Source organism: Vibrio sp. 9-16B-A1 (assembly GCF_056726165.1).
In genome coordinates this window covers 45,789-64,972 of sequence record NZ_JBSDZD010000003.1, presented here as the reverse complement: position 1 = coordinate 64,972, position 19,184 = coordinate 45,789, and the positions used below count along the sequence as shown (strand labels likewise).

Annotated in this window: 20 protein-coding genes; 8 read left to right on the top strand and 12 right to left on the bottom strand. The window is 52.8% G+C overall.

Annotation, left to right across the window (positions count from 1 at the left end):
- Nucleotides 1–281: 281 nt before the first annotated feature.
- The 3 genes from ACVB80_RS06380 to ACVB80_RS06370 all read left to right on the top strand — a co-directional run bounded on the left by ACVB80_RS06380 (nucleotide 282) and on the right by ACVB80_RS06370 (nucleotide 4,102).
- The gene (locus ACVB80_RS06380; protein WP_481080444.1) at nucleotides 282–1,715 is read left to right on the top strand and encodes an EAL domain-containing protein; all 1,434 of its coding nucleotides are present in this window, start codon (nucleotides 282–284) and stop codon (nucleotides 1,713–1,715) included.
- Nucleotides 1,716–1,942: 227 nt separating this feature from the next.
- Nucleotides 1,943–2,191 (top strand): hypothetical protein, encoded by a 249-nt coding sequence (locus tag ACVB80_RS06375; RefSeq protein WP_481080443.1) that lies wholly within the window; start codon nucleotides 1,943–1,945, stop codon nucleotides 2,189–2,191.
- Between the two features lie 237 nt (nucleotides 2,192–2,428).
- Nucleotides 2,429–4,102 carry an ABC transporter substrate-binding protein gene (locus ACVB80_RS06370; protein WP_481080442.1) on the top strand — a complete coding sequence of 558 codons (1,674 nt, stop codon included), beginning with the start codon at nucleotides 2,429–2,431 and terminating at the stop codon, nucleotides 4,100–4,102.
- A 74-nt stretch (nucleotides 4,103–4,176) separates the two neighbouring features.
- Here ACVB80_RS06370 and vopD read toward each other — a convergent pair whose 3' ends face one another.
- From vopD to sctW, 12 genes are read right to left on the bottom strand one after another with little or no spacing between them, the layout of a single operon-like run.
- Nucleotides 4,177–5,187, bottom strand: a complete 1,011-nt coding sequence (gene vopD, locus ACVB80_RS06365; RefSeq protein ID WP_481080441.1) for a type III secretion system translocon subunit VopD — start codon at nucleotides 5,185–5,187, stop codon at nucleotides 4,177–4,179.
- A 9-nt stretch (nucleotides 5,188–5,196) separates the two neighbouring features.
- On the bottom strand, nucleotides 5,197–6,462 hold the full coding sequence (gene sctE / locus ACVB80_RS06360; protein ID WP_481080440.1) for a type III secretion system translocon subunit SseC family protein: 1,266 nt from the start codon (nucleotides 6,460–6,462) through the stop codon (nucleotides 5,197–5,199).
- A 3-nt stretch (nucleotides 6,463–6,465) separates the two neighbouring features.
- Entirely contained in the window at nucleotides 6,466–6,957 is a 492-nt protein-coding gene (gene vcrH / locus ACVB80_RS06355; RefSeq protein WP_481080439.1) for a SycD/LcrH family type III secretion system chaperone VcrH, read from the bottom strand.
- A gap of 11 nt (nucleotides 6,958–6,968) precedes the next feature.
- A complete protein-coding gene (locus ACVB80_RS06350; RefSeq protein ID WP_481080438.1) occupies nucleotides 6,969–9,008 on the bottom strand; it encodes a virulence-associated V antigen in 2,040 nt (679 codons plus the stop codon).
- Between the two features lie 10 nt (nucleotides 9,009–9,018).
- The gene (locus ACVB80_RS06345) at nucleotides 9,019–9,309 is read right to left on the bottom strand and encodes an LcrG family type III secretion system chaperone (RefSeq protein ID WP_481080437.1); all 291 of its coding nucleotides are present in this window, start codon (nucleotides 9,307–9,309) and stop codon (nucleotides 9,019–9,021) included.
- A gap of 40 nt (nucleotides 9,310–9,349) precedes the next feature.
- Entirely contained in the window at nucleotides 9,350–9,778 is a 429-nt protein-coding gene (locus ACVB80_RS06340; protein WP_481080436.1) for an LcrR family type III secretion system chaperone, read from the bottom strand.
- Nucleotides 9,778–11,904, bottom strand: a complete 2,127-nt coding sequence (gene sctV / locus ACVB80_RS06335) for a type III secretion system export apparatus subunit SctV (RefSeq protein WP_481080435.1) — start codon at nucleotides 11,902–11,904, stop codon at nucleotides 9,778–9,780. The genes ACVB80_RS06340 and sctV overlap by 1 nt, the downstream gene beginning before the upstream one ends.
- A complete protein-coding gene (sctY, locus tag ACVB80_RS06330; protein ID WP_481080434.1) occupies nucleotides 11,879–12,229 on the bottom strand; it encodes a type III secretion apparatus assembly chaperone SctY in 351 nt (116 codons plus the stop codon). The genes sctV and sctY overlap by 26 nt, the downstream gene beginning before the upstream one ends.
- A gap of 7 nt (nucleotides 12,230–12,236) precedes the next feature.
- A complete protein-coding gene (gene vscX, locus ACVB80_RS06325; protein WP_481080433.1) occupies nucleotides 12,237–12,614 on the bottom strand; it encodes a type III secretion system protein VscX in 378 nt (125 codons plus the stop codon).
- Nucleotides 12,611–12,985, bottom strand: coding sequence for a type III secretion chaperone SycN (gene sycN, locus ACVB80_RS06320; RefSeq protein WP_481080432.1), 375 nt, complete (start codon nucleotides 12,983–12,985; stop codon nucleotides 12,611–12,613). The genes vscX and sycN overlap by 4 nt, the downstream gene beginning before the upstream one ends.
- Nucleotides 12,972–13,256, bottom strand: coding sequence for a TyeA family type III secretion system gatekeeper subunit (locus tag ACVB80_RS06315; protein WP_481080431.1), 285 nt, complete (start codon nucleotides 13,254–13,256; stop codon nucleotides 12,972–12,974). The genes sycN and ACVB80_RS06315 overlap by 14 nt, the downstream gene beginning before the upstream one ends.
- On the bottom strand, nucleotides 13,237–14,133 hold the full coding sequence (gene sctW / locus ACVB80_RS06310; RefSeq protein WP_481080430.1) for a type III secretion system gatekeeper subunit SctW: 897 nt from the start codon (nucleotides 14,131–14,133) through the stop codon (nucleotides 13,237–13,239). The genes ACVB80_RS06315 and sctW overlap by 20 nt, the downstream gene beginning before the upstream one ends.
- A 188-nt stretch (nucleotides 14,134–14,321) precedes the next feature.
- Between sctW and sctN the strand changes: the two genes are divergently transcribed.
- From sctN to sctR, 5 genes are all read left to right on the top strand, one after another.
- Nucleotides 14,322–15,644 (top strand): type III secretion system ATPase SctN, encoded by a 1,323-nt coding sequence (gene sctN, locus ACVB80_RS06305; protein ID WP_481080429.1) that lies wholly within the window; start codon nucleotides 14,322–14,324, stop codon nucleotides 15,642–15,644.
- Complete coding sequence (locus tag ACVB80_RS06300; RefSeq protein ID WP_481080428.1) at nucleotides 15,641–16,108, top strand: type III secretion protein; 468 nt, start codon at nucleotides 15,641–15,643, stop codon at nucleotides 16,106–16,108. The genes sctN and ACVB80_RS06300 overlap by 4 nt, the downstream gene beginning before the upstream one ends.
- 389 nt (nucleotides 16,109–16,497) lie before the next feature.
- On the top strand, nucleotides 16,498–17,571 hold the full coding sequence (locus ACVB80_RS06295; RefSeq protein WP_481080427.1) for a type III secretion system needle length determinant: 1,074 nt from the start codon (nucleotides 16,498–16,500) through the stop codon (nucleotides 17,569–17,571).
- Entirely contained in the window at nucleotides 17,568–18,533 is a 966-nt protein-coding gene (gene sctQ, locus ACVB80_RS06290) for a type III secretion system cytoplasmic ring protein SctQ (RefSeq protein WP_481080426.1), read from the top strand. Before ACVB80_RS06295 ends, sctQ begins: the two co-directional genes overlap by 4 nt.
- Nucleotides 18,530–19,183, top strand: coding sequence for a type III secretion system export apparatus subunit SctR (gene sctR, locus ACVB80_RS06285; RefSeq protein ID WP_481080425.1), 654 nt, complete (start codon nucleotides 18,530–18,532; stop codon nucleotides 19,181–19,183). Before sctQ ends, sctR begins: the two co-directional genes overlap by 4 nt.
- Nucleotide 19,184: the final 1 nt, after the last annotated feature.

The following is a 19,184-nucleotide window of genomic DNA, read 5'->3' as shown; positions in this document are numbered from 1 at the left end:
TTTCCCACAGAGCAATATTTTTACTCTAAAGCTCAAAAAGAGTTTACCAAGAAACCAAAAATTAAATAAAATAAAAGTTAATTATAATTCACAAGTTTCATTAAGCCCAACAAATACAACGCCATAAACAAACCCACAGTGACACAACCAAGAAATCAGACCACTTGAGTAATTGGCTCATTCGTTTCCTGATGCTATTATTCGCGCCCCTGACAGAGAAGTTGCCTAAAAACCGCTCAGGAATTGGGAAATTAATAAACCAGCATTCAGGATGACTTATCATGGTATTACTCGTTACAGTACTGGCCGTACTTGTATGCGCATTTGCACTGATCTGCCTTAAACTCATCATCCGGGACCGTTTATCTGATGCAGGCCGCAACGACTATCAGTATGGAAAACTGCTCCAGAGCAATGCTTACAGGCACTCGTTAACCAAAGACGTTTACGGCTTAGAGTATTTTTCCTCGCTACTGCACAAGCTCGAACAAAAAGAGCTTGAACTCTACTACCATATTTCGCTGGTAAAACCCGGCCGATCAGGCCAGCCTTTTTATCGCTTATCCAAAAAATGTAACCTCCACAAACTGATTCACAGGAAGATCAACGCCTCTTTGCGGCCAACGTTCTTAAAGCGTTATAACGATGAATACCTGATCCTCGCATACGCTTCTTATGACAAACTTGATAACAATCAGATTCACCGCAGGCAACAGAAGCTCCTTAAACTGCTTCCACAGGAACTCAATGTCGCAGGCTACAAAATCGCACTGGATTACGCACTCACCAGTCTGTATACCTCAAGCAAATCTGCCCTGGCTGAGCTTGGAAAAATCGAACGCCGCCTGTCGTATGGCATGAAACAGGCTCTGGACTCAGTAGATGGGCTGCATATTCATGATGAAGAACAGTATTGCAGGGCAATGGAGCAGAAACACATCACCCATGAGCTGTTTCACGCAATCCGCTACCAGCAGGACAGCTTTTATACTGTCTATCAGCCAATCTACGCATCCCAGTCAGACTCCGGGCCTTCATCCTATGAAGCTCTGATCCGCTGGAACAATGAGCACAATATCGGCCCGGCACAGTTTATCCCGGTACTGGAAGAGCATGAACACCTTCACTATCAGTTTACTTTCATGGTTCTGAAACGGGTTATCTGTGATCTTCTTTGTCTGGCAGAATCAGACCGTCATCCCAGTATTTCGGTCAACATCTCAACCAGCGACCTTTGCGCTCCTGGCTTTGTTCAGGACATCATTGATATAACCGGGCACGCCCCATATCTTCGCGGGCAACTGGTGTTTGAAATTACCGAACACAACCAACTGATCTACAGCGACAAACTTAAACTTGCTGTCACACGGCTAAAAAGGATGGGCTTCAACTTTTCCCTGGATGACTTTGGCAGCGGCTATGCCAACCTTGATGCCCTCAGTCTGCCGTTCCTGACCTCAGTGAAAATAGATAAACGCTACGTCGACAACATTGATACCGACCAGCACAAACGCTCCATGCTCACCAAAGTCATCGGATTGTGCACTCATGATGACCGTAAAGTGATCGTCGAAGGCGTAGAACTCAAAGAGCAGGCGGATTTCCTGAAATCGCTGCGTCAGCCCAATATCTATATCCAGGGATTCTTCTACTCCCGTCCCAAGCCGTTCAGCGATGCTTTTTCACCGCTAAGACCAAAGCAATGCGTAACCTGATTCGGCCAGCCGTGGCACACGCCTGACCGCCCCACCCGTCCGCCAATCCTGTTATTTGATATTTAACAGATTTATCAGTTGAACCTGTAATTAATCTGCCGACAACAGGCAAAACCATGCAAGTTCCTGCCCCGTCACTTCATGGTTTAGCTTGTTTTTTGAACATAAAATTCCTCCCCTTTGACACTCCTGACAAGCTGTTTGTCTTAATGCATGAGGAAACCATTATGGGTAACGACACCAGAATCGCAGAGGTCATCCGCTGCGCAAAAATACTTGAACTCAACACCAGAGATGAAGACGTTATCACCTGTATGGTAGTAGCGCTGATGTGCCCGGACGTCGATGAGACCAATCAGGGCCTGACCCTGAACATGGCTTTTACCGGACAATCATCAGTTTTTATGAAAGCGGTGCAACAAACCGCAGAGTTCTTTCATCTGAGGGAAAAACTGTTAGCTGCGCTGCCAGCATAGTACCGCTGGCTGACTCTGTCCCACCCCAAATTATTCCCCCCACATAAGCAAACGTTTAACAAACTGACAATTCCCGGCCAAATCACATAAATTCCCGGCCTTTTTATAAAGAAAGCCCTCACAAACAAAGCAAGAATAAGCTTTCAGAATAATAAACTGAGCTGCCTGGAAAGAACCGCTCCTGCTCCAGGGCGTGCCGGTTCAGCAGCCAACTAATAATGGGTTGATCTGTTTTCAATGAAAAATATTCGCTTACGACGTCTGTCCCAGTTGTTGAACCTCTACAACTGCGGACAAACCTATGATGTGACCATCGACGAACTGGAACCGGTCTTTTGCACCAGCAGGCGCAATGTCTCCTCGATCATCAAAATGCTGCAGGATTCAGGGTGGCTGAACTGGGCCCCCGGGGTCGGACGGGGGAAAAACAGCAGCCTGACCATTACTGTTTCCCACTACCAGGCGCTGTATCAGTCAATTCAGGCCGAACTGGAAGCGGGTAACTTTGACCAGTTACCCGGATATCTTGAGGAATACCGCGATCAGGCTTCCCGCGCCATTCACGTTTTGATGCAGGAAACGGACAAACAACAACGGGCTACCAATTCCCTGACCGTCACACAGTATCCCCGGGTTAATGTTCTCAACCCACCGGAAACCTACTGGTCAGCCGAAATGCAGGTGATCAGCGCCCTGTACGACACGCTTCTCAGGGTGGACGACAATGGACACCTGATCGAGCACCTTGCCTGCGAATATGCCCTGTCTGACGATCAGAAAACCTATTTCTTCTGGTTGAGACCTAACGTTCAGTGTCATGATGGCCACCCTCTTACCTGCCGGGATGTAACCGCCAGCCTTGGCCGTCTGTTTGACAGCAATGGCCCTTTCCGCTGGCTGTTCAGGCAGGTCGTAGACTCCGGCTTTGATGCCACCCAAAACGCTATATTTATTACCCTGGAATCACCAAATCCCCTGTTTATTTACACCCTGACCACTCCTAACGCCGGCATCACCACAAATCGCCAGCAAATGCTCAATGGCCGCTGGTTCCATGTAGGTACTGGTCCGCTTCTGCTGAGTAACTGGGATGAAAACAAGCTGGTACTGGACAGAAATCCGCACTATTTCGCCGCGCGTGCGCTGCTCAGCCAGATAACCCTTTGCCACCAGGGGGCAGAGCTCGACAATCACCTCAGCTTTCACCAGGATGAGCCTCTGAGTGAGAACCATGACATCCAGGCTTTCTCTTTCCTTGCACAGAAACGCCGCAAAGAGTGCAGCGTAACTTCTGACGATCTCGCGCATCTTCTCAGCTATATTAACCACTGCCGTGCCAGCTACGCCGAACGTAAACAGCTCAAACCTATCACCCTGTTCGGTCAGACTCCGCAGGAAACAATGCCAGTACCCAAACTGCGCGGAGACCTGGTACTGGGCCATGCGAACTGGCGTCTGAAATATAAACGGGAGCTTATTGACTGGCTGGCTGCCACCATCAGGGAAACCGGAATTAACGTTTCCCTTTATCCCATTAACGATCTGGACGCGACAGACAGCTACCAGCCCCAAATTGACCTGCTTCTGTGTGAAGAAATTCTGGAGCAGCCACTGAAATATGGTCTTTACGAATGGCTTTTAACCACAACGGCACTTCGCTATGCCTACAGTCAGGAACAACTGGAACAGCACCGGCTTCTGGTTCAGGCCACCATGGCAAGCTACAGCGCCACACAGGACCTGCTTGATTTTGTCCGCCCACTGACCGACAACAAACTTCTTCTGCCACTGTTTTTTGGCCAGCGGGTGATCACCAAAACCAATCAGGTCTCGGGCCTGCAGCTTAAGAAAACCGGTTATCTGGACCTACACCGTCTGTGGCTTAATCAGGGTGAAGGCGTCACCGGATAAACCGGCCTCTGCAAACACAAAAAAAACGGCGCAGCTTATGCTGCGCCGTTTGCTTATCGCCAGGTCTCCCGGGTTTACACCGTCGGAGCCGAAGCACGCCATGCCTGGTTTTCACTGTCAGAGATTGAGCGGAACATGTCACGCAGCTCTTTCAGCAGACCATCCTGGAAGCCAACATTTTCATCGGCTTTCTGTTTGGCAGCCTGAGCGCGGGTTGCCTGGATCTCGTCTTCCTTACCGCGGGCCTGGGCTTCCGTTTGCTTCTGGTTACCAATAGAGTTTGCCATCTGCCCCAGAGCCTGAATAACCGCATTGTAAGTCTGGTTTTTGCCCATTTGCTTATCAAACTTACGACCCTGCCTGGTGGTATCAGCCTTGATGTCATCCAGTTTGCTGCGCATCGCATTGGCTTCCTGGTGCATCTCACCACGTTTGGCTTTGGCACCTTCAAACCCTTTAGTGCCCTTGATCTCAGCCATTTTGGTATCAAGGTCCGCCTGCTGATTTTTAAACGCTTTGTTTCCGGCAGATTCGTTGTTAATACGCTTACCGGCTTTGGCGGTACCCACTGCGCCGAGCACAGCTGTAAAGCCAGCCATGATACCGGACATGATCGCCATCGCCATCAGAGCTTTTGCTGAGTTATTCAGCTCTTCCGCCTGACTCTTCAGGCTGGCAACGTTCGCTTCAACCGCAATTTCACGCTGAAGAACCTGCTGCTGACGGCTCAGCTTGGATACCTGATACAACAGCGTCAACAGGGTCAGCGCCTGAGAGACAGATTCAGACTTAGCGTCCGTTTTCTCACCGCTGATCGCCTTGTTCATGGTCTCCATCAGCAGGTTCAACGTTGGAGCCAGCACGTCCATCAGCTTTGCCACAGTAGCGGCCTGATTGCTGCCAGCATGCGCCTGTGGTCCTTCCAGTCCGTAGTGCTGCGGGCCGCTGGCACGTTGATTACCTGCGGCTTTAAGCTCAGCTGCTTCTGTTCTGGTCGCTGCCGGCTTCTCCTTGTCGGCAACTTTAAAGTCACCGCCCAGGCCATATACTTCGGCAGGGTTTCTGCCTGTTACTTTTTCTACCATATCTGCCCCCTACACCGTCGCAGGACGGTTAAGTACTGTTTGCATGGTTTCGCCTTTGGCCTGGATCATCTGCATGATCAGTTCCATCAGCTCCTGGAAGCCCTGCATGATCTTCTCAACCTCTTCTTTGAGCTTGTCGATCACCGCCTGGGTCAGGGTCATTTTGGCGCGCATCTCGGTGAGGTCAGCCTGAATATTAGCCACGTCTTTTTGATCATCTGCATGAACTGAATCCGTGATGCCTTTACCCACATTCACCGTCAGATCGACCGTCTCTGCACCCAAACGAACGGCTTTCGCAGTGGTCGAGGTTGCTTTAGCGCCACTGTCGAAAGTAGCCTTCATCAGTTTTGACAGATCCTTCGCCTTATTTGCAACCTGCTTCAACACCGCTTTAGCCGCTTCACCCGCCGCTTTCTGACCGAGCTTCACACCCAGTTTGGCAGCCTGTTCGCCTGCTTTTGTAGCCAGCTTGGCAATACCACTGGCGGCAGCACCACCGAAGGTGACAATGGCACCAATTATCGCAACCGCAATTTCCAGTGCCATCACGACTTTGTTTAATACGTCAACATCTATACCGGCTGCTTTCATCGCATCCTGTACTGCCGGCTCCTGCAGCGCCATACTGACCACGCCCATTAGACCACCAGCGATCATCAGGGCACCCGCCGCTGCGCCAACGCCGGTCGCGACCATAATCGCACCAACAACAATCGAAACGACTGCGCTGATCCAACCAAAGATCTTCGCCGCCAAACCCGACTTCTGGGCTTCCTTAGCGGCTGCTTCAGATTCTTTGATCTTCTCCTGATTTTCAGCCATCTCCTGCTTATGCTTGGCCTTAGCAACGTTCACCTCGTCGATTTTGAGGCTGCTTTGGGCAGATTTAAGCTTCTCAGTCATGGCGGCCAGCTCGACTTCAAAGTCATCTCCTGAACCGGAAACAATCTTCACCGCCAGAGGCGCGATAGCCTGAGCAAAAACAGACTGAATACCAGAGAAAATGTTGGCAAAGGCTCCAATTAATTTCTGAAGCTGAGCCATTTCCTGCAGGGTCTTCTCTGTAACCACATCACTCACAGCCGGATTTGGTGCATCCAGTTGTACCGACACTTTGCCGGTATTGAGCGCGTCAGACGCTTTGCCGTGAACATTTTCTACCGTGACAGATGGCTGTCCGGTTCCTTTTCGCTGGGTTTTATCCAGCGTATTTTCATCAGGGCTTTGGATATAAACCTGGCCCTGGGCGCGGTCAAGTGCAATAGAACTCATATTCTAGTTACTCCTTTTATTTCTCACCGCTTCCAACATGATGCCTGCGCGTTTATGCAGGTCTGCATAGTTTGATTTCCCGGCAGACATCTCCTTTGCACTGTAGAACCCGCTTTCCGCTTCGGTCAGTTGCTCGAGCTTTAAGTGACACTCCGCCGAATGGAAAGGTGGGCGTGGATCGTTAACATCCACCAGTGCGGCATAACTGTAGGCATCAATAGCCTGCAGATACTCACCCAGTTCCTGACGAGCCGCACCCAGACCGATAAAGAAACGGGCCTGATAGTGATCCAGCATGCTCAGCAGCTGAAAGACTTTCGCTGCCTGCTCAATCTTGCCCGACTGGAAGAAGTTATATCCGACTGCATAAATGTGCTCAATAGTGTCAGCAGACACGTCGTGCAGCATCTTGATAGTGCCGCCTTCTTCAAGGAAGGACATCAGCTCTTCAGCCTGCATTTCTGATGGATCGATTGTTGTGTTTTCTTTGGTCATGGTATTTATCCTTAAATGGCTCGCAGGATTTGTTCTAAAATGCTGTTGTATTTCTGAACGAACTTATTCATCGCTTCGACAGTCGAGTTGTACTGCGAGCTGGTATCGTTCAGTTCTGTGGTTTTAATCTGGACTTCATCATTGAGCAGCTTGGATTTATCACTGATGGAGCTGGAGAAGTTGGATAGTTTCTTTACCTTTTCGCCATCCTGATAAGTCTGATTCTTCGCATCGACACCTTCATATTTTAAAAACTGCAGGTGCGTCACCTTTACCTCATCAGCAGGTATCTTTATGTATTTCTTTACATTTTCCTTTGTAAGCTTAAACACATAAGTGTCCCCGGATTTGGTATAAACACTACTGGCATCAACGTTGTCTTTGTTTATTGCTTCAAAGTCGATGTACTTACTGGCCAGGGTTGCAGTTTCGCCTGGTCCCGGGGTCACACCTGGAGCCACGTTGAACTTGGCAACTTCGTGAAGCTGTTTAAACTCCGCTGACTTATGAAAGTCCGCTTTCGTGCTGTACTTAAACGTGGTGTAGTCAAACGTGTAACTGTTAGGGTTATAGCCCTCACCATAAGTACCGGCGCCACTCTGTTTGGTATGAATCAAAGACTGTATGCTGCCGAAGATCTTCAACCGGGCCGTATATGACTGAAGCTCTGCTTTTTGAGTGTCCCGCTTTTCCAGACGGTTAACACGGCGCTCATTCAGGGAAAACAGAACCTGCTCATCAAACCGGTTTGCGATACTGGCATCAACGACAGACAGCAGATCACGGGCAGTCATGGAATGCCCAGCATTGATCTCTTTGCTCGTCAGCTCTTCCGTGGAGACTCTCAGCAAACGGGCCGTCAGTGTTTGCAGGTTGTTCATCATCGCCTTATGGCGGTCTTTAAACGCTGGCTCAACAGACTCACCACGCACCATCTTTTCAAACAGATCGCGAATATCACGCTCCACGTGCTTTTTAATACCGTCAACCTGAGCAGCCGTAATCTCAGTTTTCTGATCAGCATGTATTCCGGGATTGGTATAGAACCCCTGGATCTGAATATTAGTAAGGCTCACTGCCATATTCGCAAAGAGGCCTGACAGGGATTCAGACTGACTGACTGCAGTTCCGGACGGGGGCACTTCCGCCTTCACAACCGCTTCAAGTTTGGCGGAAGCATCGGTCGGATAAGCATTGGTAAACTGCCCCTTGAGCTGAGTAACCATCTCTTTAACAGACGATTCGAGCTGCGTTTCAGACATGCCCGGCGTCCACTTGATTTTCGCGGCAATCTTATTGGCCTCATCTGTACTGAGAGTGACACCAACAGTCTTAAACTGTTTAACCAGTTGCTCAGATACTTTTTGGGAGAACTTGTCCGCTTTCAGTAAAAATCCGGAGTTTTCTATCTCCGGCAAAGTAAGACTTTGCCCGGCTAAGCTGCCAAATGCAGTACGCAGAAAAGGGAGAGAGTCGCTGCGGATCTGAGCATCACTGTTAAGATGCGTCGCCAGCCCGGTAATAAAGGCGGTGATCTCACCGGTTTTAATTTGCAGCTCTGATGCTGACAGACTGCCAATCTGGTCCGCCTGACTGGCGGTTGAACCAAGTACGAACTTAAACTGACTGACAACGCCGGTTGGCAGGTACGAATCCAGCTGGCTGGTCAGTTGCTGACTGAACCAGCTCTGGAACTGGCCCGACAGAACCTGATTAGACTGAGCCAGCGGAGTGTCGCTGGTGACCGTCTTCTGGCCCTGAAGTGCACTAACCCACTGAGTCAGCGCGCTGCCCGCATTACCTGAGAATGCGGTCTGCTTATCGACCAGGTTCTTAACTGCAGCGGCGTACAGAGCTGCGGCTTCTTCAGGCGTTTTTCCCTCAACAGGAGGAAGCTGATCAATAAATGGCTGCACCAGGGCAAACTGGTCACCGGATAACGCTCCCTTCAGGGCATTCTCAAAGGTGACCGACGTTTTCGGCGCTTCATTGCTCTGTGCACCGGTAAGAGCACCGGTATCAGAACCCGTAATTAATGGCATATCTGTCATATCAAAACCCTTAAATCACCATACCGCGCATCATGGTCGGACGCTTTCTGCGTTTGCCCTTCTCACCAGGCCCCTGAAGCGCATTTAACTGCTGACGTCGACGCTGCACCTCTTCAACCAGTTCCTGCTCTGCATTCTTCATCGTTTGTGGAGAGGCTTTCAGCCCTCCCAGCAGGATTTCACCGGCCACCGGCCCGACACCCAGTCCGTCCAGCAGTTCGTTAAACACATCGCTGCGCTCTTCAGCGCTGCGAATCGCCAGTTCGGCTTGCTCTATCGGGTCGGTAAAAGGTTGTTTCATCTTGTTTTCCATCATAAAGGCAGTAAATCGTCGCGCGCTGTCAGTCACAGCCGTGATTTTTTACTTTTTGTTTCTTCAGTGGGCGGTAGTCGGCCAAACGAAGGCAGTACCAGTCCTGTTGCTCATCGTGGCTGGCCCCGCAACAGCGAAGATAGAACCGGGCCAGCCGGTCACTGTTCATATTGCTGCCGCGCAGCACATCCACATTGCCGCGGATCAGCCACTCAGGCGGGAAAAGCCGCCGGGCGTGTTCTGCGAGATAAAACAGGCAGGCAAAAGGATTAACCAGGCCATGATTGGGACGAAGGCGGCGCAGCAGCACGATGATGATCTTCCCCTCATCGACCCGGTAGACCAGCTCAGCGCCGTCGTACTCAAAGCGCTGGCCGAGCACGATACGGCTCTGCTGCCAGTAATAAGGTGTCACCTCAATACCGGCATCAGTGAGGGAAGCCGTGAGCCTGTCCATCAGACACCCACCCGGCCAAGGGGCTGAATATTGATCTGCTGAGTCAGCTCCTGGAAGGAGAGCACCGGCAGCTCGTAATATTCAGACTCAATCAGTTTGCGCACATAACGGCGCACATCCATCGAGACCACCAGCACCGGTTTGTTTGGCATCCGGCTGAGGTCACCAATGGTCTGTTTCACATCGCTGACAAACTGCTGGGTCACAGACGGGTCGAGCGCCAGATAGCTGCCCGCCGAAGTCTGGCGGATACCGTTACGAATGGTGTCTTCCAGGTTCTGGTCCAGCAGATAAGCCGGCAGCATATTCTGGCCGCTGGCGTACTTGTAACAGATATACCGTTTCAGGCTGGAGCGGATATATTCGGTCAGCTGAACCACGTCTTTTTCTTTCTGGCCCCACTCCACCATGGCTTCGAGGATCACCCGCAGGTTACGGATTGAGATGTCTTCAGAGACCAGGCGCTGCAGGATTTCAGTCATCTTCTGCAGCGGTACAATGCGCTGGGCTTCTTTTACCAACTCGCCGTAACTGCCCTCCATCTGCTCAAGCAGGTAGCGGGTCTCCTGAATACCAATAAAGTCTTCCGCGTACTCTTTCAGTACGTGGGAAAGGTGGAAGGTCAGAATGCGGTCCGGGGTCAGCATGCCGACATGGCTGGACTCCAGCTTCTCCTGATGGGTACTGGCGACCCACAGAGTCTGGATCCCAGGCAGAAAATCATCATCCGCTTCATAAGGGATACCCATCAGGTCGAGCTGTTCGTTACCCTCGGTAACCAGCAGCTTGTCTTCTTCAATACGCCCGCGGGCAACCGGCACTTCCTGCAGCTGTATCAGATACTCGCCATTGCTCATGCCGTCGTTAAAGCGCAGGTGAATGCCGGGAAAAGGCACCCCGAGGTCGAGATAGAGCGCGCGGCGTACCCTGGCCAGTTCATCGTTGAGCGCGACCGCTTCAAGGCTCTCCTGAAGGCCGGAGTCGAGGTCTATCAACAGCGGCACCGTCATGGCAAACTCTTCCTGCTCATTCAGCTTGCCTTTTCCGGCACGCGACGGGGCCGGTTTATTCGGCTTGGCCGCAGGCGAGCCCGCGCCCTGGGCAACAAATGACGGAAGGTCTTTACTGTCTGACTGCACCTGCTTTCTCTGCTGATAAAGCATGAAGAAGCCTCCGCCACCCACGACAAGGGCGAGGACCAGAAAGGTGATTTTGGGAAAGCCGGGGATCAGCGCAAACAGAATCAGCAGCGCCCCCCCGATAAGCAGTGCCCTTGGCTGAGCAGTAACCTGGCCGCCGATATCGGAGCCCAGGTCAGCCGAATCTTCGTTGGAAACCCGGGTAACGATAATACCGGCGGTGATGGCGATAAACAGCGCCGGGATCTGCGACACCAGGCCGTCACCGACGGTCAGAATGGCAAACAGCTCCAGCGCTTCAGAGGCGGTCATCCCTTTCTGGGTAATACCTATGGTGACACCACCCAGGATATTCACCACGATGATCACCAGACCGGCGATGGAGTCCCCTTTTACGAACTTCATCGCGCCGTCCATCGAACCGTACATCTGGCTCTCTTTTTCAATCAGGGAACGGCGGTGGCGGGCTTCGTGCACATCGATAACCCCGGCGCGCATATCACCATCGATACTCATCTGCTTACCAGGCATCGCATCCAGGGAGAAGCGGGCACTTACTTCCGCCACCCGCTCCGAACCTTTGGTGATCACCAGGAACTGAACAATAGTGATGATCAGGAATACTACGATACCGACGACCAGGTTACCGCCGACCACAAAGTTACCGAAAGTCTGTACGATCTGGCCCGCATCTCCCTGAAGCAGGATCAGACGGGTTGTGGTGATGGAAAGCGACAAGCGGAAAAGTGTGGTGATCAGAAGCACGGCCGGAAAGGCTGAGAACTCCAGCGGGCTGGTGATATACACCGCAAGCATCAGCAGCACTACTGCGATACTCATATTGGTACCGATCAGCACATCCACCAGCGCGGTCGGCAGCGGCAGGATCATCATAAACACAATCGCCAGCAGCATCACTGCCAGCATAATGTCTTTACGCTGCCCTACCTGGTTTAAAACGTTAATCAGCTTGTTCATTTGATTCACTATTCAGAAATTTGGTGTAACGCTGGTGAGCCTGCCTGGCTCCGTCGGTATCGCTTTGCCGCCAGCGCGCCTGGCTCAGACACAGCCAGAGTCCGGCTTCGTCCTGCTCAGTACCTTCGCGAAGCAGCTCTTCGCACAGCATGGCTGCTCGGGCATTTCTTCCGGTCTGAAGACAGGCAACGGAGAGCATCTTGCGCGCTTCGACGTGCCCGGGCTCAAGCTCAAGCAGCGCATCGAGCAAAGTAATGGCACGTCCGGGATGCTGGTACTGGACCTGGAGAGCTGCGTGTATCAGCAGCAGCTCAGAATCTCGTGGAGTTAACATCAGCCACCTATACCTGAATTAACAAATTCAGCGCCATGGTGAGATAGCGCTGTTCAAGCTGGCTCGACTGCAGGGTCTGTGCGGCTTCAGCCAGTTTTGCAGAGCCATTTTCGGCAGCCGCTCTTTGCAGCTGCTCCAGGGTAAGATCAAACTGCTGACGGTACTTATCCGGCCTCAGCAGCTCCAGCTGAGAGAGTTTGGGTTTAGCCAGCATGTTCAGGTGCCTGTCACCCGGGCGAAGCGTATAGAGACTGTCGAGATGGGTCGCGATCGCCTGGCCATCAGGCAACAGCTGAAAGCGTTTGGGAAAGTCAGCTTCTGTCTGCTCTCCGGAGAGATGGCTGAACGCCTCAATGCCAACATTTAGGGTGCTTATCTTATTCATGAACGCTCTGTTTCATCGTGCAGACGGACCAAAAGGCCAAAAGCCTGTTCAAGCGCCGGCAGGGTAACTTCTTCACTCTCAAGCAGGGCAGTAAAGACCAGCGTCTCTTCATCCAGAAGTCCGCACCGTACGTTAAACGGCCAGCCCTGCTGAAAGTGACACAGCGCCAGCGCGCTCTGCAGCCGCGCCGCAGACTGATGCCAGGGCAAAACACGCGAAAGCATCAGGTACAGATTGTCCTGATGCTGTTCTATATGCAGGGTTCCGCTGCGCTCAAAGCTCAGCTGCACCCTGCCCGCTCCGGCAAAATGCGCCGCTTCAAGCCCCATGCCACGGCAGAAATCATCTACCGCAGTATCAATCCAACTCATCGTCCCACTCTTCCTCTTCTTCCCGCTCAACCGCTTCATCAAGCGCTGTCTGTACTGCCTGGATCAGGTTCTGACGCTGTTCATCATCTGCAAATACAGCCACCGGAATGTGACGCACCAGCTTGTGCAGCTCGCGGAAAAATCCAATCTGCTGCTGCACGTCCGGTAACTGCATCGATTCGGCCAGCTTCCATACTGCGTCGCTGCTGACCCAGCGCTGCTCCACCAGCGCGATGATGTCCGCCATCAAATCAGTAGCTTGATAGGCCATGGCTCATCCTTTGTGGCTGAAACAACTGGAACAGGTTGTTGACCTGATCTTTGAGTGTGTTCAGGATTTTCAGCTTCTGCATATCGGCCATCAGCAACTGCAGTTTTACCGGATCCACATTGCTGCCCTGTACGCTGAGATCTGAGCTCATGCCCTGCAGCATAAATTCCAGTGCCGTCGGTACTTCCTGGGCACCAAAACGGTCCACCACGTCCTGATAGGCCGAGCCAAGGCCCTGATAACAGAGCACGGTATCGCGATAGAAACCACGAAGCTGATGCAGGCTGCTGAACTCCTGATCCTTGCTGAACTCATCAGCAAACTCAGAGATACGAATTTCGGTATCGATCTGATCCCAGGAATCCGGATCCTGCTCCATACGCAGCAACGCTGTATCAATCAGCGCCAGCAGGTGACGGCTGTCCGGGCTGGCTGCCAGATACTGCTTAACGGCTTTAAGCGCCAGGTACTGGTGACTCTTTTCTTCTGAAAAACCGTTCAGGTAGGCCTGAAGCTGAGCGATGGTACTGATATGACTGCCCGCCAGTTTTGCGGCCAGGTCTTTGATCTTCTGGTTCTTTTCCAGATCAGGTACTTTTTTAAGGTACTGGGATACCAGCTCATGTGCTTCGTTGATGCGGTAACTGCGGTCTTTAACCTTGCGTTTGGTGAGATCTTTCTCCGCTTTTTCTGAGCCAAGCGAGGTCAGTTCTTCCATTGCATCGAACAGGGATTGAGTGTCATTGCGCACCCGGACCGCTTCTCCCCGGTAACTGCCCCGGGCAGAGGTGAGGTCAGGGCCTGCGTTTTCACGCCCTGCAATCGCAGCCGCAGAGGTGCTGGCTGCACTGTTTATCTGGTTATTAATCACACTCATTGACTGCACTCCTGGGTACAACATATGAGCGGATTATATGAATCGTGGTCAGCCGGGGCTGTCAAAATCGGACGTGTTTTTTTAGTGCCTGAAGAGTTTTCTAAAAACTCCCGGCCATTAGTCACTATAAATCGTTTCCTCCCCTCCCTATTCTGTGACGCTATGAATTATTGCGCCAAAAACAGACCTTGAACGAGTTTTCCTACATTACAGAGGCCCAGCAATCTGCTGTCCGCCAGACCAGGCTGATCCAGATCCGCGGACGGGTAACCCAGGTGACCGGAACCATTATCAAAGCAGTGGTTCCGGGCGTTCGTGTAGGCGAACTTTGTGAACTGCGCAATCCTGACCAAACCCTGTCACTGCTGGCCGAAGTCGTGGGCTTTCAGCAGCACCACGCCCTGCTGACGCCACTTGGCAACATGTTTGGCATCTCCTCGAATACCGAAGTAAGCCCGATGGGCAAGATGCACGAAGTCGGCGTTGGCAATCATCTGCTGGGTCAGATCCTCGACGGACTTGGCAGGCCTTTTGACGGTGGCCAGGCCCAGGAACCCGCCGCCTGGTACCCGGTATACCGGGATGCACCACCTCCGATGGACCGCAAACTGATCACAGACCCCCTTTCTCTCGGGGTGCGCTCCATTGATGGCCTGCTCACCTGTGGTGAGGGTCAGCGTATGGGTATATTCGCCGCAGCCGGCGGGGGTAAGAGTACCCTGCTTGCCAAGCTTATCCGTTCAGCAGAAGTTGACGTGACCGTACTGGCGCTTATCGGTGAACGTGGGCGGGAAGTACGTGAATTTATTGAGCACGACCTGGGCGAAGAAGGGATGGCGCGCTCTGTTCTGGTGGTCGCGACTTCAGACCGACCAGCGATGGAGCGGGCAAAAGCCGCGTTTGTGGCCACTTCGATAGCAGAATACTTCCGGGATCAGGGAAAACGGGTACTGCTGCTGATGGACTCGGTGACCCGTTTCGCCCGTGCCCAGCGTGAAATTGGTCTTGCTGCCGGCGAGCCACCGACCCGCCGGGGTTTTCCGCCTTCGGTATTTGCCGCGTTGCCCAAGCTGATGGAACGGGCAGGTCAGTCTGACAAGGGATCCATTACCGCGCTCTATACCGTACTGGTGGAAGGCGACGATATGACTGAACCGGTCGCCGATGAAACCCGTTCGATACTCGACGGACACATCATTCTGTCGCGCAAACTGGCGGCGGCCAACCACTATCCGGCCATCGACGTACTGCGTTCGGCAAGCCGGGTAATGAACCAGATCATCGGCGATGAGCATAAACACTCTGCCGCGCATATCCGCGAGATGCTGGCCAAATACGAAGAGGTTGAGCTGCTGATCAAGATCGGCGAGTACCAGCAGGGAACCGACCGTCTTGCCGATCAGGCTATCGCTCAGCACGAAGTGATCCGCGATTTTCTTCGCCAGGGCACCCATGAGCCAAGCGCGCTGGGTGATGCCATTGAAAGCATGCGGGAGCTGGCCGGACAGTGATCGCCCAGCTGCTGAAGATTAAACGCATTCGCGCCGACCGTGCAGATCAGGCGGTCGCACAACAGGAGCACCGTGTGGTGCACGCTTCAGCTCAGCTGGAGAAAGCCCGTCAGCGGGCTGAAGACTACCACCAGTGGCGGGTGGAGGAAGAAGAGCGACGGTTTGCCAAAGCAAAACAGGATTGCCTGCTGCTGCGTGAACTGGAGATCCTCCGCCAGGAAATTGCTCTGCTGCGCGAGCGGGAAGCCGGCCTGAAAGAGCGGATTTCCGAAGCGCGCCAAACGCTCGAACAAGAACAAAAAATGCTGCATGAAAAAAAGCAGCTCGCACTGCTGGCCCACCGGGCTGCGGAAAAATTCGTCCAGTTGCATAAAGAAGAACAGGCTGCCGAAGAGCAGTTAAGGCAATACAGGGAAGAACTCGAACAGGAAGAGTTCCGCACGACCGCAGTGATACAGAGGTAATGATGCATATTAAACACAACATTAGTAACAATATAAACGACAACACAGAGACCAGCTCCGCCACTCCCCCGCCACAAACAGGCCTGGCTCCGGAGTCTCTGAAAAGTCGTTTTGAGGCAGCCTTATCAGGGCAGGTTGCCGGCTCTGAGCACGTCCCGGTGTCAGGCAAAATGCCACATAAAAAACCGGGAAAGAAAGCGCAGGCCCCATCTGATGCATCCTCTTCAGCTTTTACAAACCAGACAGGAGAAGAGGCCAGGTCCGCTTCGGTTTCGTTGTGCGAAAAGGTTCAAAGCAGACAGCAAACACGCAGCAAAGCTGAACCTTCACCTACAGAATCACATAACGATTCCGTCAAACCGGATGGGCAGGCAAAAAATCAGCCCACTTTGCATACCGGGCAGTCACTGCCCGCTAAAGCAACTTCCGGTAAACCAGCAAAAGTAATCAGCAAAGCTGCTGAACAAAACCAGCAGCCCGGGGCTGAGACAAGCGCTGCGGGTAAAAAAGCTCTGCAGAGTTCTGAAACCCTGCAGGTTAAGCAGGCCGCGCCAGCAGAGAAAGCGACAGCGGTAAGCAGGACTGCAGCTGAAGCGGTATCCATAGTGAAGCCTGATAACCCGCAGAAAGAGCAGAAATCTGAGCCAGTGGAAACCACAGAGCAGGATCCACAGGCGGTTTCGCACACAAACGTTGAGGTTACCCGGTCAGTTACGCAAACCAGCGTTGTAATCCCGCCGGCCGGAAACGCAAAAACAGGCGGTGAGATGAAAACAACGGCCATCCATCCGGCTGGGCCAAAACAAACTGAGCAGGCTGCAATGTCTCAATCAATATCCAAAACCCCGGCGGGTGGCCCGGCGATGACACCTGACCATCCTCACACTTCGCAGCGGCAGGTAAATCAACAACCGCCTGCGTTAAATGCCGCCAAAGCCCGGCAAAAAGAGGAAGACGGGGAAAGCCGGACAGCAGTGCTGACCGGATTGAATACAGACTCTGAAGAGCACACTCACGCACAGACACCGGCCGTTTCTGCCCCTGCGACTCAGGGCGATCTGATCCTGAAAAACATCGCAACAGCTGCGACGCCTGCTGCAGCGGCAACGAAAGAGCTGGCGCAACTGGTCAGCCAACTGGTTGAGAAAATCCACGTATCACTGCCACAGGCAGGCAGCGGTCAGGAAGTCAGGCTGACCCTGAGTGACGGCCAGCTCAAAGGCGGCGAGATCCAGATAAAGCTGGATAACCAGGGGTACACCGTCACCGTACGCCAGGAGCAGGCGCACCAGATCCTGAACCAGCACGCCCGCAACGAGCTTGTTGAACGACTGAACAGGCTCGGGCTTGAGCAACCGGTCCGGGTTGTGATCACCAGCCAGATGAGCCACCAGCAGGACCAGCAGCAGTCACGCCAGCAACGCAGCGTGTACGAAGAGTGGCAACCTGAGGAGAATCAATGAACTTAAGCTATCCCCGCATTGAGAAGAGCAGCGTTGGGTTAAACAACCGTCTCTGCTCACGCCAGTGCTACTTTCAGGGTGATAACGGCGGCAGTCTGACTGTCACCGTTTCTGCCAAACCTGAGCTGAGCGGTTTTGGCATTAAAGTGCTGCTTGGCAGTCAGATAATGACCATCGAACTGGCGGGTGAACAGCTGCAGCACTGGCTTAGCCCTGTGCTGCAGGAAACCGCGTTTGAATCGCTGCCTGCGTCACTGCAGCTTGAGCTGCTGAATGCGCAGCTCGAACCTCTGTCCGCAATACTGAATCAGCAATTTGGTCAGCGCCCGGTACTGAGCCAGATTGAGCCGTGCCAAAGCGCTGAAACAAACAATGACGCACTGATGCTGACCATCAAACAGGACGACAACACGCTGTGCGCCTGGGTAACCCAGGGGCAGGACCTGCTTGTGGCTGCGTTGCCGGAAGTTTCCTCACAACTTAACCAGCATATCGCCCTGCCTTTTTGGCTGAGTCTGGGCCACACCAGATTACCCCTCAGTGACTTTCGTGCACTGGAACAGGGGGATGTGGTGTTTTTTGACCACTGCCATTTCGCCGAACAACAGGCGGTCTTTCTTCTTTCCGGCCGTGCCCTGTGGCGCTGCCTGTTCGAAGATCAGACCGTTCAAATACTGGAAAGAGAATCTGCTATGAACGATATACACAACCAGGAATCCATTACTGACTATCAGCAACTGCCGGTGGAACTGACTTTTGATGTTGGCCATCAGAGCGTTACCCTGGAACAGCTGGGCCAGCTCCAGCCAGGGTTCATATTCGAACTGGATCAGCCGGTCAGCCAGCCGGTCACCCTGCGTGCCAATGGCAAGGCGATTGGCGAATGTGAACTGGTCAATATCAATGAACGCCTGGGCGTACGTGTCACCCAACTCTATACCGACCAGCAGGCGCAGGTATGATCCAGTTACCTGATGAACTCAACCTCATTGTAACGCTGGCTCTGCTGGCGCTGGTTCCGTTTATCGCCATGATGGCCACCTCGTTTGTTAAACTCGCGGTGGTCTTCTCGCTGCTGCGTAACGCCCTGGGCGTTCAGCAGATCCCGCCGAATATGGCGCTTTATGGCCTGGCGGTGATCCTGTCGATCTTTATTATGGCGCCGGTCGGATTTGCCACTCACGACTATATCAAGCAGAACGAGATCTCTCTTGAAGACAGCGAGAGCATCGAAGGGCTTCTCGACAGTGGCCTGCAGCCTTACCGTGAGTTTCTTAAACGGCATATACGCGAGACAGAACAGACTTTCTTTACCGATGCGGCCCGCACTGTCTGGCCTCAGAAGTATGCAGAGCGTCTGGAATCAGACAGCCTTCTGCTGCTTCTGCCTGCCTTTACCGTCAGTGAGCTGACCCGGGCATTTGAAATCGGCTTTCTGCTCTATCTGCCGTTTATCGCAATCGACCTTATCGTCTCCAACATACTGCTGGCGATGGGGATGATGATGGTGTCGCCGATGACTATCTCACTGCCGTTTAAACTGCTGCTGTTTGTGCTGCTCGACGGCTGGACCAAGCTGACCCACGGGCTGGTTCTCAGCTACAGCGTGTAAC

What these genes read in the sequence shown, in the direction of transcription:
- ACVB80_RS06380 (WP_481080444.1), top strand. Translation starts at nt 282, where the DNA reads ATGGTATTACTCGTTACAGTACTGGCCGTACTTGTATGCGCATTTGCA.
- sctW (WP_481080430.1), bottom strand. Translation starts at nt 14,133, where the DNA reads ATGAGTGTGATTAATAACCAGATAAACAGTGCAGCCAGCACCTCTGCG.
- ACVB80_RS06345 (WP_481080437.1), bottom strand. Translation starts at nt 9,309, where the DNA reads ATGAAACAACCTTTTACCGACCCGATAGAGCAAGCCGAACTGGCGATT.
- vscX (WP_481080433.1), bottom strand. Translation starts at nt 12,614, where the DNA reads ATGAATAAGATAAGCACCCTAAATGTTGGCATTGAGGCGTTCAGCCAT.
- sycN (WP_481080432.1), bottom strand. Translation starts at nt 12,985, where the DNA reads ATGAGTTGGATTGATACTGCGGTAGATGATTTCTGCCGTGGCATGGGG.
- sctR (WP_481080425.1), top strand. Translation starts at nt 18,530, where the DNA reads ATGATCCAGTTACCTGATGAACTCAACCTCATTGTAACGCTGGCTCTG.
- ACVB80_RS06370 (WP_481080442.1), top strand. Translation starts at nt 2,429, where the DNA reads ATGAAAAATATTCGCTTACGACGTCTGTCCCAGTTGTTGAACCTCTAC.
- ACVB80_RS06315 (WP_481080431.1), bottom strand. Translation starts at nt 13,256, where the DNA reads ATGGCCTATCAAGCTACTGATTTGATGGCGGACATCATCGCGCTGGTG.
- vcrH (WP_481080439.1), bottom strand. Translation starts at nt 6,957, where the DNA reads ATGACCAAAGAAAACACAACAATCGATCCATCAGAAATGCAGGCTGAA.
- ACVB80_RS06350 (WP_481080438.1), bottom strand. Translation starts at nt 9,008, where the DNA reads ATGACAGATATGCCATTAATTACGGGTTCTGATACCGGTGCTCTTACC.
- sctE (WP_481080440.1), bottom strand. Translation starts at nt 6,462, where the DNA reads ATGAGTTCTATTGCACTTGACCGCGCCCAGGGCCAGGTTTATATCCAA.
- vopD (WP_481080441.1), bottom strand. Translation starts at nt 5,187, where the DNA reads ATGGTAGAAAAAGTAACAGGCAGAAACCCTGCCGAAGTATATGGCCTG.
- ACVB80_RS06375 (WP_481080443.1), top strand. Translation starts at nt 1,943, where the DNA reads ATGGGTAACGACACCAGAATCGCAGAGGTCATCCGCTGCGCAAAAATA.
- ACVB80_RS06340 (WP_481080436.1), bottom strand. Translation starts at nt 9,778, where the DNA reads ATGGACAGGCTCACGGCTTCCCTCACTGATGCCGGTATTGAGGTGACA.
- sctY (WP_481080434.1), bottom strand. Translation starts at nt 12,229, where the DNA reads ATGTTAACTCCACGAGATTCTGAGCTGCTGCTGATACACGCAGCTCTC.
- sctQ (WP_481080426.1), top strand. Translation starts at nt 17,568, where the DNA reads ATGAACTTAAGCTATCCCCGCATTGAGAAGAGCAGCGTTGGGTTAAAC.